The following is a 17636-nucleotide window of genomic DNA, read 5'->3' on the forward strand; positions in this document are numbered from 1 at the left end:
TCCTAATTAATTGAGATAGTCCCGTTAGCTATTAACACTAATGAAATAATAGCAAAGACTGCGATAATTCCCATCGTCCATTTTTCTTTGCTGTTGATCCGGTGCTGAAAGATTTTACATGCCTGAACATAAAAGAAAAAGCCAGGGATGAAACCTACAGAAACAATCATTACTTCTTTCCACCCAGCTAGGACCATTGCCATTAGTTCAAAGAGGGTAGCAATTAAGCCAATTGTAAATTGTCCCCATTCTTGATGCTGCCAACTATATATCATTTGATAAATGCCGACGAGAAGGTAACAAATCAAGATAGCTGCTGTACATAAGGTATAAGCAAAATTATACGCATACGAAGTAAAAAGAAGAGAGAATAAGAAAATTGATTGCAGGATACCAGTGATTACTAATGCACGAGTTGGGGCCTTCTTTTCATTTAACGCTCCCCAAGATGGTGGCAGTGTCTGATCATCAGCCATCAACATTAATGATTCTGCTGGTAGCATCGTCCATGATAACCATGAAACGAGGACTGAAATGATTAATCCGATACTGATCAATGCTGCTCCCCATGTACCGACGAGGTGTTGCATGATTGCACCGAGGGCTGGTTGACCACCAGCTGCTAGTTCTGCCCGGCTCATGACCCCGTATGGCAAGATAGAAACGATGATATAAATAGTTAGCAAACTAATTAAACCGAAAATAGAGGCCCGTTCTGCATCTGACCGTGTTTTAGCCCGGCTAGATAAAACGGAGGCTCCCTCAACTCCGACAAAGAGCCACATCATTACCATAATGGAAGCCTTAATTTGATTGTAGATTGAACCAGTTTCGACCTTAGAACTGAGATTTTGACTGACGTTTCCCCAGAAATCGGCAGTAAAGATCCGTGCTTGAAAGCCAAGAATAACGCAGATAACAAAGATAACAAGCGGAATAATTTTACAGATTGTGCCAATTGCGTTGATAAATGCGGCTGACTCAATACCGCGGTTTACTAAGAATGTCAAAATCCAAGTTAAAATAATGGCGACAATAATGGAAAAAAGATTTTGCCCATTCTGAAATAATTGAGGGAAAAATGTACCTAAAGCACTCATCGTAATGGTGGCAAAGGCAATGTTTCCCAACCAAGCAGAAAGCCAGTATGCCCACCCAGAGATAAATTCGCCAAGTGGACCGAAAGCAGCAGCGGCATAGCTAAAAATTCCGGCATCAAGGTCCGGGCGCTTTTGTGATAAGTTAGTAAGCGATAATACTAACGTTAATACCCCGATACCAACAATTAGCCAGGCAATCATTGCGGGACCGGGAGCAGCGGCAGTAGCTAAGTCGCTGGTAATTCCAAAAACTCCTGAGCCAATGGTAGAACCAACAATTAATAAGGTTAGTTCTAGTGTATTAATTCCTTTTTTCTCACTCATTTTCTTCACCTCACGATCGTCGTCTGAGTAAGAATGTCATAAATTATTTGACGTCTTATTATAGCAATGCTAGGAATCGCTTTCAATGATAGGGAGATCAGCGAACGACAAGTAAAATATAAAAATAATTTATTTTAGGATAGTTAACGGTACCGGTAATTTGATTAACTTAAAAAAGTTAAGTAATCATAGCGTAATACTAAATAAAATTAAGTATTTTAGCCTTTTTCTCATTAATTTTTTCATAATAATCAAAATGAGTTGAAATATTGAAAATAATTTTTATGCTTTAAAATTACTATTTATGCACATGTAATAACTTTTATGCGCTTTATATAGCTATTTATGCATAAAAATGTAAATAAACTTTCCTGAAAGACTTTCATTTTTTAAAAAGATGGTTATACTTAAATTATTAAATAATTTCTTAGCTTTATTTAAGAATCTTAATAATTTGGAGGCATTATTTTGGACGAACAAAGTGGTAATAAAAAGATGATTACTACCTTTGGATTAGTGACGATGATTATTACCGCCATTTTTGGTTTTGGTAATGTATCGAACGCTTATTTACAAATGGGTTATGGTAGTATCATTTGGTATGCATTAGCGGGGATTTGTTTCTTCTTCCCGTGTGGCCTGATGATGGCTGAATACGGCTCAACGTTTAAGGATGCAAAGGGTGGGATCTACTCTTGGCTTGCCGGTTCTGTCGGCGAACGGATTGCCTTTGTCGGAACTTTCGTGTGGTTAGCATCCTGGATTGTTTGGATGGTTTCGACCGCTTCCCGGATTTGGATTACTTTCTCTGCTTTAATTTTTGGAAAGGATACAACTCAACAGTGGCATGCATTTGGTTTGACATCGACCCAGCTAATCGGGGTTCTGGGAATCCTGCTTATTCTTGGTGCTACTTGGTGTAGTTCCCGTGGGATGACTGCCATTGCTAAAGTTGGTTCTCTTGGTGGTATTTTTACGATTGTCGTTAACATCATTTTTGTTATCGTAAGTATCATTGTTTTAATTGCTGATAAGGGAATTTTAAAGCAACCGATCCATGGTGCATCGACTTTTATCACGTCGCCTAACCCACAATTCCAGACACCGATTGCTATTATTTCATTTGTTGTTTATGCTATTTTTGCTTATGGTGGTATGGAATCACTAGGGTCAGTGACTGATAGTATGCGTAATCCTGAACGGACCTTCCCGCGTGGCTTAATTATCGCAAGTATCTTTACCATTGGTACATACGTATTGATGATCTTTATGCTAGGATGGTCGGTTAACTATCAGCAAACTTTAACGAAGAGTAGTGTTAACCTGGGAAACGTTACTTATGTTGTCTTCAATCAACTAGGGGTTACGATGGGACAGTCGCTTGGCTGGTCGCATAGTGCAGCACTAACATTTGGACTCATTATGACCCGGGTTGTTGCTTTTGCACAGACATTAGGGTTCTTAGGAGCACTATTTATCCTTCTTTACTCCCCAATTAAGGCCTTTATTTTAGGATCAAATCCTGATTTATGGCCAAAGAAGTTGACAAAGCTCAATAAAGCAGGGATGCCAGCTAATGCAATGTGGCTTCAAGCAATTATTGTATGTGTGATTGTCTTTCTTGTTGCCTTTGGGGGCAATGCGGCTCAACAGTTCTACTTGATTTTGACTGACATGGCCAACGTTTCTACTTGTTTCCCATACATCTTCTTAATTGGTGCTTTCCCATTCTTCAAAGCAAAGAAGGACTTGACTCGACCATTTGTTGTCTTTAAGAACCGTTTTTGGACAGATGTTTTGGTATGCTTTGTTGAATTGATTTTGATTGTCGGAATCGTCTTTACATTTGTTCAACCATTAATGGACAAGGATTATCAGACCGCCTTCTGGACGTTAGCTGGACCGATTTTCTTTGCTGTTGTTGCATTGATCTTTTACCAAGTTTCTGCAAAACGTCACCATGTTGAAGGTTAGTTAATAAATACTCTCATCGGCCATTAATTTGGTAGTTGAGAGTATTTTTATTCATTCTGTAATATTTGTCTGGTGTTCATTTTGTTATAATTGTCCTTATAAAATGATTTCGGAGGCTATTATGGATAAGGAACCGGGCAAAGGTAAGATTTTTATTTCATTACTAATTCGACATATTTCGATGGCCCAGATTTCAAATTCTGCTGCCGTACTTGCTTATTACACGCTGCTATCAATTTTTCCAGCAGTGATGGTCGTCGGAAACTTATTACCAATGATTGGAATTGATGCTAAGACAATTCTTGCATACCTATCGACAGCGATTCCTGAATCTGTTTATGATTTTATTCAACCGCTAATTTACGATTTCTTACGACGAGGGAGCGGTGGTGTTTTAACGACCGGGGCCTTGATTGCACTATGGTCCACTAGTCAAGGAATTGCTGCTTTTCAGCGAAGCGTCAATCATGCATATGGGATTGCAGAAAATCAAAATCCGGTAATGAATCGGATTGTTTCATTTGTATGGATGATTGTCCTGCTGGTAATTATTTTCACGATTATTATCTTGTATGGTTTTGGTGAACAAGTCTTAAAGAGTATTCAGCCAATTTTTAATTTTCAGCGTGATTATATTTCATTATTTAGTTCTTTGAGGTGGCCGGTGACTTTTGCCGTCCTTTTTATTGCATTGACCTTGTTATATTACTTTGTTCCAAATGCAAAGGTTCGTTTACGCTATGCATTAGCTGGGTCGTTACTGGCATCGTTATTGTGGATGGGCTTATCACGGCTTTTTTCTTTTTATACCTTATTATTTGGTCACGGTGTTATTTCTTATAAAACGATTGGAGCATTCATTGCCATGATGGTGTGGTTAGATTTTTCTGGTTATATCATTATGCTGGGAGCAGCGCTTAATGCCGCGTTACAGGAATGTCACGAGGGAGAGCTACATGCAAAAAAGCACTTCTGGCAATTGGTAGAACGAAAGAAAGACTAGTTTATTTAAGTCTGTTTGCAAAAAAAAGCTGAGAAAAAGTTTTTGCTTTTCCTCAGCCCCTATAGTTTGAAATACTTTAGAACTTGTTGCTTTTAATTATTTATGCTCATCGTTAAAAATCACGGTTGAAACCGTATCGACATACTTAGCTGATAATGGTACTTGATAAATATCTTCATCTTCTTTAGTAAAGAGATGGGTCTGTGCAATCTCTTCCATTGCCTTACGGACGGTTTCAGCGTCAAGTTCACCACTGGCGTAGGATAACTTTAATGTGTGCTTTTTACCGAGACTACCTTTGAAAGTTAAGTTTAATGTACGCATATTTACTTTTCCTCCTGATTATTACTTATTCAATGCGACTTGGTCAGTGACGATAATATCAACGTCAAGGCACTTTTCTGCTGTTAACATTTCAATTGCGGTGCTAAAACGGGCTACTTGTTCGTTGGTGATATTTTCAGTAGCGTTATTAAAGGGGTGTTTAACACCTTTTGGATGATCACTATTAGTGAGGGTGAGTTGAATTTTAGCAGACTTGAAATTACGAACCATTTGCATGATAAAAACTTCCTTTAATTTAGTTTAGTTTGTTAAGTAGTGGCCACTGCTTACACCTATATAAACGTTTGAAAGTGGAAAATGTTAAGGAGAATTTTGAAAAATGGCAAAAATTTCTAAAATAGAAGCACAAAAGCGTAAGGGACGCTATAACGTCTATCTTGATGGTAAGTATGCATTTCCGGTCGCAGAAAGCGTGCTAATTCAGTTTAATTTAATGAAGGGGGCAGAGCTTGATAAGGAGCAGATTAGTGCAATTGTAACTGCTGACCAGCAAGCCAAAGCCTATTCACGGATGCTTGATTATTTGTCTTACCAGATGCGGACGGAAAGTGACATTATCAAAAAACTTAAGGAAACGAATACACCAGAAGAGTTTATAGTACCAATCCTTAAAAAGTTGCGCGCCCAGCACCTAGTAGATGACCATGCTTATGCGGCAGCTTACGTGCGGACAGTAATGAACACAGAATTAAAGGGCCCAATTGTTATTCGTCAGCATTTACGACAGAAAAAGATCGGTGAAAATGATATTGATAATGCGTTAGCACAATTTACCCTCGCTGATCAGGCGGAAAATGCTAAAAAATTGGCTGGCAAGCTTTTTCGCCGCTATCGTAAGCAGCCAGGACGGCGACGGGAACAAAAGGTTCAGCAGGGACTAATAACAAAGGGATTTCCCAGCAGTATTTACGATATGATTAAAGATGAAGTAGTTCCCCAGCCAGATGGTGAACAGGAAAATGAATTATTGGTAAAAGAAGCTGAAAAGCAATGGCGGCGAGCTAACCGTTATGAAGGATACGCCAAAGAGCAGCATTTTAAACAGGCAATGTTTCGAAAGGGCTTTGACCTCGATGATGTTCAACGCTGGCTTGATGAGCAGGAAATACAATAATTACTTTTCAAGGATAGTAATAACTGGTATTATTTTAATGATTATGTTTAAAACTATTAATTAGGAGTACAACAGTGAATATTAAAATCTTAGTGGCAGTCCATAAAAACTATCGGATGCCTGATGATCCCATGTATTTGCCGATCTTTGTTGGTAAAGATGTTCACCCAGATGTAAATGATACATTTCAGGGGGACAACACGGGCGATAATATTTCAAAAAAGAATCCTCATTATAATGAACTAACGGCCCTGTATTGGGGATGGAAAAATCTTGATGTTGATGCATTAGGGTTAGTCCACTACCGTCGTTACTTAACGATGGGGCATGATAAGGATTTATCGACGATTTTAAATAAAGAGCAAGTTGAAAGTTTGTTTAAGGATGCGGATGTAATTTTGCCCAAAAAGCGGCACTATTATATAGAAACTAATGAATCGCATTATCTTCATGTCCATGAACATGAACCATTAGAAATTACGCGGCAGGTACTCAAGGATAAGTATCCGCAATATTTACCAGCGTTTGACAAAGTAATGAAGCAGACATCAGCCCATTACTTTAATATGATGATTATGAAAAAGAAGCCGTTAGATGAATATTGTACTTGGCTATTTGATGTTTTAGGCGCAGTTGATAAGAAGGTAGATTATTCCGACTATACGCCTTATGAACAGCGAGTTTTTGGCTTCTTGAGTGAACTGTTATTAGATACTTGGTTGTTGACAAATCCACAGTACAAGACGGTGGAAGTTAACCGGGTATTTTTAGAAAAACAAAATTGGCCATTGAAGATTGCTAAGTTCTTAAAACGAAAGGTGACTGGGCATGGTGAACACTAACGATTGGAGCGATAGCAATGCCAAAATTATCGATAGTTGTTCCTTGCTATAACGAGGAAGAGGCTATTCCGCTTTTTTATCCAGCTGTAGAGAAAGTGGTTAAGCAAATGCCAGTTAAAATTGAATATTGGTTTGTTAATGATGGATCCAGTGATGGTACGTTGACGGAAATGCGTAAGTTGCATGTACAGGATCCTGAACGGGTACACTATGTTTCTTTTTCTCGTAATTTTGGGAAGGAAGCAGGCTTATATGCTGGTCTTCAGGCTGCTACCGGGGATTATGTGGTAGTGATGGATGCCGATTTGCAGGATCCCCCCGAGTATTTACCGGAAATGTATAAGGATATCTCAACGGGCGAATATGATTGTGTGGGGATGCGGCGGACTGACCGGAAGGGTGAAGCTAAGTTTAAGTCTTTTCTATCAGACCAGTTCTATAATGTCATCAATAAGATTTCTGATACGAAGATTGTGTCGGGGGCCCGTGATTACCGGATGATGACTCGTCAAATGGTAGATGCAGTTTTATCGTTAACCGAGTATAATCGTTTTTCAAAGGGAATTTTTAATTGGGTTGGTTTTAAGACTAAGTACCTTCCTTACAAGAATGTTGAACGGGTTGCCGGAACAACTGATTGGTCGACGTGGAAACTATTTAAGTACGCAATTGATGGTATTACTGACTTTTCAGAGGCACCACTGGCAATTGCTACTTGGGTCGGTGGATTTACCGCCTTTATTTCTGTTATTGGAATGATTGTCGTTATAGTAAGGAAGATTATTGAACCAACAAGTAGTGCCTTTGGTTGGGCATCGATGGTTTGTGTTATTTTGTTCTTGGGTGGTATTCAGTTACTATGCTTAGGGATAATTGGTCGGTATATTGGTCGAATCTATATGCAGACAAAAAAACGGCCTATATATATTATTAAAGAGAAGAAGTAGGATTGAGGATCATGAATGAGAAGGTAAAAATTAAACAACAATCAAAAAATTACCTTTTCTGGAAAAGGTTTTTTGATATTACGCTGTCATCACTGGCAATAGTTGGCTTTAGCCCAGTTTTCCTAACTGTTTTTATTATGAACCGTTTCGGTGATAATAAAGGTCCGCTATTTTATAAGCAAGTTCGAATTGGGTGGCATGGTAAGCCATTTAAGATTTATAAGTTCCGTTCAATGGTAGTTAATGCAGATAAAATTTTGGAAAGTGATCCTGAATTGTATGCTAAGTATGTTGCCAACAACTATAAACTGGAGCCAGAAGAAGATCCACGGATTACCCGTTTAGGACGGTGGCTACGGAAGACATCAATTGATGAAATACCACAATTCATCAATATTTTACGTGGTGATATGAGCATTATTGGGCCACGGCCGATTGTGAAAAAAGAGCTGGAGGAATATGGTGACCGTGTCGACAAGTTCTTGTCAGTAAAACCTGGTGCAATGGGGCTATGGCAATCAAGCGGTCGGAGTAATATTCCATATCCAAAACGTTGTGATGTTGAGCTAGAGTATGTTGATAAAGCTTCACTGGCTTTTGATACGAAGATAATGTTTAAGAATATTATTAGCATTTTTAAACGTGATGGTGCGTATTAAAGAAAGGAGAATTTTTTTGCTGAAAATAAAAGAAATATTAAGAGCTCCAATTAATGGTCAGCAATTGTATTTAGGAGTATTAGTATTTTATCTTTTTTTCTCTTTTCTTAGAAATACGACATTTGATCCTTATTTAGGGAGCAGGCCCTTTAACTTAGCTTCATATATTTGTGTAGCAATACTTATTTTTAAAATTTATTTTTTAGATAGTCATGAATTAAAAGAGAAAATACTAATTACTTTTTTCCTTTTAATTGCTATTTGTTCATGGCGATTATCGACTTCAAACTTAATTATTGTAATGGCCACTTTTATTGTAGCTGCTAAGGGTGTTCCTTTCACCAGGATAATTCAATACTATTTTTATACAACGTTAATTTTGTTAATTAGTGTTGTAGCATTTTCACTTCTTGGAGTTATAAAAGATTTGGTTTTCGTTGTACATGGGAGAGCGACTCGCTATGCATTAGGTATTGTGTACCCAACTGATTTAGCATCACACGTGTTGTATCTTTTACTTGCGCACGTTTATCTTTATTACAATAAACTGAATTGGCGGTATTATACAGGATATGTATTAGTAGCGTTGTTGTTAAAGTTTATAACTGACGCTCGGCTAAGTATTATTTGTATTTTATTAATTCTGCCAGTTGTTTGGATTGCTAAGCTTGCAGAAAGCCCTCAAGATAGAGTAGCTCATTTTATAATTTCGCTTTATTGGATTTTTATTCCATTATTAGCTTTCGTCAGCTTTGCTGGTACTTATTTTTTTGATAATACAAATCATATATATTATAAAATCGACCATTTACTTTCTGGACGTTTGTCATATGGTCTTATGTCTATGTACAGATACCATTTTACAATGCTTGGACAAAAGGTAGAGGAAAATGGATTAGGCGGAAGTAAAGGTTTATCGGTATTTCATCATGGTAATGTTGGCTACTTTTATATTGATTCCTCTTATTTACGGCTAATTATGATATATGGTCTATTAGTAACTATAATTATTTTAGGGTTGATGATTACTATTTCAGTAAGGAGTGTAATGAGACGTAATTATGCAATTACAGCAATCCTACTGATTGTTACGCTCAGCTGCTTTGTAGAACAACATTTACTTGAGTTATCTTATAATCCATTCTTGTTAGCGCTTTTAGCAAATCCAAGGATTATTTCGGAGGTTAATACAAATTGGAAACGAAAAAGTATAGTTTAAATGATTTAATAAAAATTATTTGGAAAAATATTATTGTCATTATAGTTTTTGCTGTTATTGGTGGTAGTGGATTTTTTATTTTAGCTAAGCATAAACAATCTACGACATATACGGCAGAGCGAAGTATAATGATTAGCCATAGCTTGGATAGCAAAAGAGCACATTCACAAGTTAGTGCAGATATTGCAATGATTCCGACTTATGAAGATTTAATTAAAAGTCGTCAGGTGACTGAAGATACTTGGAAAACTTTGCCTAAGAGTGTACGAAAAGAAGTATCACCTAAATCGATTAGCGATAGTATTGATACTAATAATCGACCAGAATCACTTGTGATTACCATTAGAGCAACGACTAAGGATGCTAGTCAATCATTAGCAATCGCCAATACAACAGCGGAAGTTGCTAAAAAAGAATTGCCCAAAATGCAAAAGGGATTAGGGACGGTTCATGTTTATACTAAGGCTAACCGTAAAACTGTTACATCTCAAACTCATGGATCAGTTAAGAAATACACGTTAGTCGGAGTTGCGTTAGGAATAGTTGCTGGGATGCTGGTTTCATTTACAATAACTACATTAAGACACATGAATTAACTTTAAGGAGATAAAGATGACCGTATACGTAATTACTCATAAGCCATTTGACTATGCTAAAGAATTACCAAGTGATTATGTTCCAATGATGGTTGGTGCTAATAAGAATTTAAATCCACTTAACTATTTAGCGGATAATACTCAAGATAATATCTCTGATAAGAATCCCGAATATTGTGAATTAACAGGGCTTTACTGGATGTGGAAAAATTCTAAAGCTAAGAATATCGGATTAGCACATTATCGGCGTTTCTTTTATTCTAAAAGTATTGGTGGACGGTTTGCTATGTATGCTTATCTTATTTTGATGGGAAATAAGGTTAAGCCAGCCCCAATTAGTAAATTAGATGAATGGCTAAATGAATATGATTGGATTATTGCTCACCCTGAGAATGAAGGTGGCAAAGATTTATGGACACAATTTAAGAAAGCAAACCATGAGATTGACATGCAACATACCCGTGATGTAATTGCTGAGAAATATCCTGAATATGTAAAAGCTTTTGACAAGGTAATGCATAGTTCAAGTTGGATGTCACCATATAATATGTTTTATGCCTCTAAACAAAAATCTGATGAATACTGTCAATGGCTATTTGATATTTTGTTTGAAGTTGAAAAGCGGACTGACATGACTGGTTATACTGATTATCAAAAGCGATTATATGGCTTTTTAAGTGAACGGTTATTAAATGTTTGGCTTGAAAAGCATAAAGAATATAAGGTTAAGTATTTAACTGTTTTTAAAACCGATGACTTGAGCAGACGAGCGGTAATTAGACGGATTACTAACCGTTTGGGTATTACTAAAGGGATAAATCATTAAGTAGGAGCGGTAATAATGCAGGCTGTTTTAATATTAGCTCATAAAAATATTGACCAGGTTATTGAACTATCTAAGCGTCTTTCTACTAGTTTTAATGTGTATGTTCATCTTGATAAAAAGACAACAATAACTACAAGTCAAGAAAAGAAAATAAAGAAAGTAACCGCTTATTTTATTTCAAAATATAATGTTAAATGGGGCAGTTATAGCATTGTTAAAGCAACAATTGATTTAATAAAGATTGCTTTACGAAATAAGGAGAATACATATTTTCACTTAATATCAGGCCAGGATTGGCCAATAAAGTCTCCAGAAGAAATTTATAATTTCTTCGAAAAGACGGATAAGATTTTTATGAATTATTGGTTAGCTACGTCTATGAAGAAAACTGGCGAACCAGAAATATGGTGGACTAAATATTATTTTAATTATGATACGATTAATCGGAGAACTACTTTTGGTAAAATCTATCATCGTTTTCTTTTATTGATTCAAACATTATTTAGGATTAATAAGTTAAAAAAATATAATTTGACGGATGACTACATTTATGCTGGGCAGGAATGGGTGGATGTACCACGTGATGCATTAAAGTATGCTATTGAATATTATGAAAAGCATAAAGAATTGGAATATATTTTTTCGACAAGCTTTTGTTCAGATGAAATGTGGTTACAAACGGTTTTATGTAATTCAAAATTCAAATCTCGTATTGATAAAGATATTCATCGTTACATTGAAATGGTGGAAAAGCATGGTAGTCGTCCAGCAATTTTAGATGAAGTAGACTATCCGAAAATACAAAAAGGCTATTATTGGTGGGGAAGAAAATTTGAACGACCAATATCCAATAAACTAATTATGTTGTTAGATCAGCATAAATAAAACAAATTCTTATTGTTAGAATCAAAGCGAAACGGAGAAATGAGAATGAGTAATTATGACTATCTAGTAGTAGGTGCAGGCCTTTTTGGTGCTACTTTTGCCTACGAAGCTGCTAAACGAGGTAAACGTGTTAAGGTAATTGAAAAACGTGATCACATCGCTGGTAACATCTATACAAAGGAAGTAGACGGTATTCAGGTTCACCAATATGGTGCCCATATTTTCCATACATCTAATAAAGAAATTTGGGAATACGTTAACCAATTTGCGGAATTTAACCGCTATACGAATAGCCCAGTTGCTAACTACAAGGGACATATGTATAACCTGCCATTCAATATGAATACCTTCAGTGAAATGTGGGGTGTTCGCACACCTGAAGAAGCGATGGCAAAGATTAACGAACAACGACAAGAAATGGCTGGTAAAGAGCCAAAAAACCTTGAAGAACAAGCTATTTCACTAATTGGCCGTGATATCTATGAAAAGTTAATCAAAGGCTATACCGAAAAGCAGTGGGGACAAAAGGCTACTGAGTTACCAGCCTTTATTATTCGTCGTCTCCCAGTGCGTTTGGTATATGACAACAACTACTTTAATGATACATACCAAGGGATTCCGATTGGTGGTTATACCCAAATCGTTGAGAAGATGCTTAGTAGTGACTTGATAGATGTCGAGACCAGAGTTGACTTTTTTGACCAAAAGGACAAGTATCTTGAGGATTACCCGAAGATTGTCTTTACTGGCATGATTGACCAGTTCTTTGATTATCAATTAGGGGAACTGCAATATCGGAGTTTGCGGTTTGAAACTGAAGAAAAGAATGTTGGTAATTACCAAGGAAACGCGGTAATTAACTATACTGATGCCGAAACGCCATATACGCGGATTATTGAACATAAGCACTTTGAATTCGGTAAGGGGGATAAGGATAAAACCATTATCACCCGTGAATACCCAGCTGATTGGCACCGTGGTGATGAACCATATTACCCAATCAATAACCAGCGGAATAACGATCTTTATAAGAAGTATGCTAAGTTAGCTAATGAAAAGGCTGATAATGTTATCTTTGGTGGTCGGTTAGGACAATACCGTTACTACAACATGGATCAAGTATTACATGCAGCATTGACAGCTGTTAACGAAGAATTTGAATAAATCTTGATGGCGAGTTGAGTTAAAACTTAATTCGTCTTTTTTGATATTGATTAATGTTACCTTTTGTTTATAACAGGACAGTGGTAAAATTAAACTTTAGTTTGAAAGAATGGACGAGGTTATTATATGAAGGTCATTAAAAACTATTTATATAATGCAGGTTACCAAATATTATTAATGTTGGCGCCCGTAATTACCACTCCATATGTATCACGGGTATTAGGAGCACATAATAATGGAATTAATACTTATACAAATGGTTGGGTAACCTTTTTTTATTTAGTTGGACAACTAGGCATTACCTTATACGGAAATCGTGAAATAGCTTATCAACGAGAAAATAAATATAAAAGATCGAAAAGCTTTTTTGAAATTGTGTCATTACAGTTAATGACAAGCACTATTGCTTTAGTGGCCTATTTAATTGCAGTATTTTTGTTTAGTAGTGCTTTTAAAGTTTATTTCTTACTACAAGCCCTATGGATTGTAGCTTATGGAATTGATATTTCATGGTACTTTATGGGGCTAGAGGATTTTAAGAAGACAGTTACTAGAAATACTATTGTTAAGATAATTTCAATCTTACTAATTTTTGTTCTCGTTCGAAATGAAAATGACCTTAGTAAGTATATTTTTCTTTTGGGTTTTGCTCAATTAGCTGGTAGTGCTACGTTATGGCCATATTTAAAGAATAGTATTGAATGGGTAAGCATTAAAGAATGGCGACCATTTCACCACTTTTATCCAACACTATTATTATTTGTTCCGACAATTACAACTCAAATATATTTAGTAGTTAATCGGATTATGCTCGGAAGAATGGCTCCACAGGCAGCAGTTTCACAGTTTGACTTTGGCGATAAAATTGTAAAATTAGTATTGGCCGTAGTCACAGCTACTGGGACGGTAATGCTTCCTCATATTGCTAATAAGTTTACATCAGGTGATATCAAGGGTGTCCGCAAGAGTTTATATAAATCGTTTGATTTTGTGACTGCCGTTTCTATCCCGATGATGTTTGGATTGATGGCGATTGCTAATAAATTTGCGCCGTGGTTTTTAGGTAGCCAGTATGGACCAACTGGTAGTGTTATTTTTTACGAGGCACCAGCAATATTAATGATTGCATGGAGCAATGTTACGGGTATTCAATATTTAATGCCGATTCACCGTGAACATGAATATACAATTTCAGTTACGATTGGTGCAGTGGTTAACGTTGTTGCTAATTTATTTTTTATTTCCTTATATGGTGCTGACGGAGCAGCAATAGCTACAGTAATTTCTGAGTTTTCAGTAACAGCAGTTCAATTATTTTATATTAAAGGGACAATTCGACGACGACAATTATTTGGACCTATCTGGAGGTACTTATTAAGCGGGATCTTTATGTATTTGGTTATTTCGAGAATTAATAGTGTTATCAGTATGAAGATTACAAATTTATTATTAGAAGTCACATTAGGAATTGCTATATACATCATTGGTCTCTTTATTACTAAAGCGCCAATTATTAATCAAGCTAAAGCATTATTAAAGAAATAGGAGAATTTTTAATGAAGTTAAAGTTTATCTGTGCCCCGGCTTCTGGCAATGGTGGAACTGAAACAGTTTTAGTAAAAGCGTTAAATCATTTGGCTAAGGAGCATCAGGTTGAATTGTATTTAACCACGGTTCCCGAGAATCGGTTATGGTTAGAGAATATGCAAGGAGTATTAATTCATGAAGTAAGAAGTACAAGTAAATTTGTTAAATTATTTTATTTAATGAATACTTTTATAAGTGCTAAAAACAATGATCATTTTATTATCTTAGGTGCTAATACAATAAAATTAGCTGCTAAAATTAGAAAAATACTTAAGAAAAAATATAAAATAACATCGTGGATACATTATTCTTTAGTCAACCAAAATATGTTTGATCCAAAAAATATTACATTAGCAGATGATCATTGGGCCATTAGTACACCAATAAAGCATCAATTAATGGATTTAGGAATTAAAGAGGACAAAATAAGCTTAATATTTAACCCAATTGACAGATATAAGGGAAAACTAAACATTTCTGATAAATCGGCTACCCTTAGATTAGTATATGTGGGCAAAATCATGCTTGGATCTCAGAAAAATCTGCAAGAATTATTTGATGGAATCAAGCACTACCCGAATAAACTTCATGTTGATCTGTTTGGAGCAGATGATAGTAATGGTGAGGTTCAAGAGTATATAAGCAAATTGGGAATAGAAAATCTATGTACCTTCCATGGGTGGGTTAAAGACCCCTGGAAAATAATTTTGAATCAAATTCATCCTAATGCTTTAGTGTTAACCTCAAAGTATGAGGGATTACCGATGGTTATGATTGAAGCGATGTCACGAGGCATTCCCTGCCTTGTAGCTGATTTTAGTGGTTATGAAGACATTATAAAACAAGGACTAAATGGGATAGTTTATCGTAGTGGCAATCAAGAAAGCCTTGTGTCATGTATGAATTTAATAAGTAAAACCGATTTTAATACGGATGCTATTTCTAATAGTATTAGGAAGTTTAATTCAGATAATTATTATTTACGATTGGATAGTATTATAAGGGAGTATTCTAATGAAAAATCATAGAATTGAGTGGATTGATATAGCAAGAGGAATCGCAATTCTTTTTGTTATTATTGGACATTCACTTGGTAATTATTTTTCAAGTTATTTTGCAAATTTAATTTATGTATTTCACATGCCAATCTTTTTTGTTCTAAGTGGCTATTTATATAAAGAAAAGAAGAAAATTAAGTTTCTTAAAAATTCATTTTTTAATTTAATAATGCCTTATATTGGTACAGTACTTATAGCTTTTATTTTATTTACTATTTATAAACTTCATAATAATTCAATTATTGCTCCTTCAAGAGTTAACACTTATGGACAACTATCTGTATCAGCTCTTTATGGAATAGGTGCGTCTGCAAAATTGCCATTAATTAATTACTCAATTATTCCAATTGGCGCAATCTGGTTCTTATTAGCGTTCTTTATTGGTACACAGCTTTTTAATATTATTATGACCTTAAAATTTAATAGTAATGATTTATTGATGAAAGGAATAATTATTAGCTGTTTTACTTTTTTAGGAACTTATTTACAAACATATATATATTTACCATGGTCCATTAATGCAGCATTATTTTCACAAATCTTCTTTTTTGTTGGCTACCTGTTAAAAAAGAAGAGTATTTTAAAGATAAAGAGTAAAATAGCAATTTTTGTAGCTACTATGATTTGGTTAATGACTGCTACAATTGGTTTGTTTGGATTAGATAATTTACAATTTCCTAATATGTATTTAGCAATAGTTGGGGGCTGTGCATCTAGCTATTTAGTTATAAAGTTATCGATGCTTTTAGATGGCTTTTGGAAGTTGAAAAGTTTAAAAAAAGTTCTATGCTTTTTTGGTGCAGAGTCATTATGTATTTTTTGCTTTCATTTAATTGACCTTGATTTTATTCAAATTTGGCCACGTGTTCTTAATCATGTATTGCAATTAAGTAATTCTTATTTTCTTGCTATTGTGGCTGGAAGTGTCTATCGAATTCTTTTTGCTGCGATTGCGACATTAATTGTTAAATATATACCAATAGTAAGGTCTTTTTATATGCATAGAAAATTTAATTTTATAAAAAATAAAATTTGAAAATTCATTTATGATTTGAACATATATGTTACTATAAACAACGAAACAAATTTAATGAGAGAGGCAAAACATGGGAATTATAAAACATTATAAGATGTATAAAAAGGGAAAAAACTGGTGTTATATGGCAATTGCTACATTGGCAGTAGCAGTTGGCACTTTATCAATTTCACAAGGGGTAAATGCTGATACTGCTGATAGTACAGTCAATACCACTAGTGTTACAGTAGCTTCACAAAAGTCACATGATCAAACGACTGATGTTGCTACAGAAATAACACCTGCAACGCAAAATACAAGCGAAACGGCTAAGCAAGAGGACCAGGCAAAATCAACTACGCCAGCTGATCAACAATCCTTAGTCGCAAGTAAGGTTGCTGTGGCTCCGCAGGCAGCCACTCCACAGAGCGGCTGGCAAACAGATAACGGAAGCAGTTATTACTATAAAGATGGTCAAAAAGTAACTGGTCAACAAAATATTAATGGTAAGAATTATTACTTTAATGATCAAGGTCAACAACAAAAGAACTACTTCTTAAATCAATCTAACCACACCTACTATTTCCAAGCGGATGGCACTCGATTGGATGATGGCTTCTATAACAATTGGGGTCATACCTATTACTTCCAAAAGGATGGTACTCGTTTAGATAACGGATTTTATAATAACTGGGGTCATACTTACTACTTTGGTCAAGGTGGCGTTCGCCTAGATGATGGCTTCTATAACAATTGGGGTCACACCTATTACTTCCAAAAAGATGGTTCCCGTTTAGATAACGGATTTTATAATAACTGGGGTCATACTTACTACTTTGGTCAAGGTGGCGTTCGTCTAGATGATGGCTTCTATAACAATTGGGGTCACACCTATTACTTCCAAAAAGATGGTTCCCGTTTAGACAATGGTTTCTATAATAACTGGGGTCATACCTACTACTTTGGTAATGATGGGGC

At 35.6% G+C, this 17636-nt stretch carries 18 protein-coding genes and 1 pseudogene; 16 read left to right on the plus strand and 3 right to left on the minus strand.

Features of this window, described 5'->3' with window-relative positions; all coding sequences use genetic code 11:
• Positions 1-2: 2 nt before the first annotated feature.
• Positions 3-1424 carry a basic amino acid/polyamine antiporter gene (locus tag H5S39_RS07920; protein WP_182596493.1) on the minus strand — a complete coding sequence of 474 codons (1422 nt, stop codon included), beginning with the start codon at positions 1422-1424 and terminating at the stop codon, positions 3-5.
• Positions 1425-1892: 468 nt separating this feature from the next.
• Between H5S39_RS07920 and yjeM the strand changes: the two genes are divergently transcribed.
• Together yjeM and H5S39_RS07930 are read left to right on the plus strand one after the other, a co-directional pair.
• Entirely contained in the window at positions 1893-3398 is a 1506-nt protein-coding gene (gene yjeM, locus H5S39_RS07925; RefSeq protein WP_182596492.1) for a glutamate/gamma-aminobutyrate family transporter YjeM, read from the plus strand.
• A gap of 121 nt (positions 3399-3519) precedes the next feature.
• Positions 3520-4401: a YihY/virulence factor BrkB family protein gene (locus H5S39_RS07930; protein WP_182596491.1), complete on the plus strand. Its 882-nt coding sequence runs from the start codon at positions 3520-3522 to the stop codon at positions 4399-4401.
• Between the two features lie 96 nt (positions 4402-4497).
• Here the strand turns inward: H5S39_RS07930 and H5S39_RS07935 are convergent, their stop codons facing one another.
• Together H5S39_RS07935 and H5S39_RS07940 are read right to left on the minus strand one after the other, a co-directional pair.
• Positions 4498-4725, minus strand: a complete 228-nt coding sequence (locus H5S39_RS07935) for a DUF2922 domain-containing protein (protein ID WP_182596490.1) — start codon at positions 4723-4725, stop codon at positions 4498-4500.
• Between the two features lie 21 nt (positions 4726-4746).
• Entirely contained in the window at positions 4747-4962 is a 216-nt protein-coding gene (locus H5S39_RS07940; RefSeq protein WP_182596489.1) for a DUF1659 domain-containing protein, read from the minus strand.
• Positions 4963-5065: 103 nt separating this feature from the next.
• Here H5S39_RS07940 and recX point away from each other — a divergent pair, with 103 nt between their 5' ends.
• The 14 genes and pseudogenes from recX to H5S39_RS08010 all read left to right on the plus strand — a co-directional run.
• Positions 5066-5860, plus strand: a complete 795-nt coding sequence (recX, locus tag H5S39_RS07945; RefSeq protein WP_182596488.1) for a recombination regulator RecX — start codon at positions 5066-5068, stop codon at positions 5858-5860.
• A 6-nt stretch (positions 5861-5866) separates the two neighbouring features.
• Positions 5867-5911 (plus strand): annotated as a pseudogene (locus H5S39_RS11735) (hypothetical protein); the annotation flags it as partial.
• 23 nt (positions 5912-5934) lie between these two features.
• Complete coding sequence (locus H5S39_RS07955; RefSeq protein ID WP_182596487.1) at positions 5935-6702, plus strand: DUF4422 domain-containing protein; 768 nt, start codon at positions 5935-5937, stop codon at positions 6700-6702.
• Between the two features lie 17 nt (positions 6703-6719).
• Positions 6720-7649 (plus strand): glycosyltransferase family 2 protein, encoded by a 930-nt coding sequence (locus tag H5S39_RS07960; RefSeq protein WP_182596486.1) that lies wholly within the window; start codon positions 6720-6722, stop codon positions 7647-7649.
• Between the two features lie 11 nt (positions 7650-7660).
• Entirely contained in the window at positions 7661-8308 is a 648-nt protein-coding gene (locus tag H5S39_RS07965; protein WP_182596485.1) for a sugar transferase, read from the plus strand.
• 16 nt (positions 8309-8324) lie between these two features.
• Positions 8325-9527, plus strand: coding sequence for a polymerase (locus tag H5S39_RS07970; RefSeq protein ID WP_182596484.1), 1203 nt, complete (start codon positions 8325-8327; stop codon positions 9525-9527).
• Positions 9503-10123, plus strand: coding sequence for a Wzz/FepE/Etk N-terminal domain-containing protein (locus H5S39_RS07975; protein ID WP_182596483.1), 621 nt, complete (start codon positions 9503-9505; stop codon positions 10121-10123). The genes H5S39_RS07970 and H5S39_RS07975 overlap by 25 nt, the downstream gene beginning before the upstream one ends.
• A 16-nt stretch (positions 10124-10139) precedes the next feature.
• Complete coding sequence (locus H5S39_RS07980; RefSeq protein WP_182596482.1) at positions 10140-10949, plus strand: DUF4422 domain-containing protein; 810 nt, start codon at positions 10140-10142, stop codon at positions 10947-10949.
• Between the two features lie 15 nt (positions 10950-10964).
• Positions 10965-11834, plus strand: coding sequence for a beta-1,6-N-acetylglucosaminyltransferase (locus H5S39_RS07985; protein ID WP_182596481.1), 870 nt, complete (start codon positions 10965-10967; stop codon positions 11832-11834).
• Positions 11835-11879: 45 nt separating this feature from the next.
• Positions 11880-12998, plus strand: a complete 1119-nt coding sequence (glf, locus tag H5S39_RS07990; protein ID WP_182596480.1) for a UDP-galactopyranose mutase — start codon at positions 11880-11882, stop codon at positions 12996-12998.
• A gap of 126 nt (positions 12999-13124) precedes the next feature.
• Positions 13125-14543 (plus strand): flippase, encoded by a 1419-nt coding sequence (locus H5S39_RS07995; RefSeq protein WP_182596479.1) that lies wholly within the window; start codon positions 13125-13127, stop codon positions 14541-14543.
• A gap of 11 nt (positions 14544-14554) precedes the next feature.
• Positions 14555-15613 carry a glycosyltransferase gene (locus H5S39_RS08000; protein ID WP_182596478.1) on the plus strand — a complete coding sequence of 353 codons (1059 nt, stop codon included), beginning with the start codon at positions 14555-14557 and terminating at the stop codon, positions 15611-15613.
• Positions 15600-16679 (plus strand): acyltransferase family protein, encoded by a 1080-nt coding sequence (locus tag H5S39_RS08005; protein WP_182596477.1) that lies wholly within the window; start codon positions 15600-15602, stop codon positions 16677-16679. The genes H5S39_RS08000 and H5S39_RS08005 overlap by 14 nt, the downstream gene beginning before the upstream one ends.
• A gap of 70 nt (positions 16680-16749) precedes the next feature.
• Positions 16750-17636 (plus strand): KxYKxGKxW signal peptide domain-containing protein (locus H5S39_RS08010; RefSeq protein WP_182596476.1); only part of this gene is annotated, 887 nt, incomplete at its 3' end.

Origin of the sequence: Limosilactobacillus rudii (genome assembly GCF_014145455.1) — a bacterium.
Classification (GTDB): domain Bacteria; phylum Bacillota; class Bacilli; order Lactobacillales; family Lactobacillaceae; genus Limosilactobacillus; species Limosilactobacillus rudii.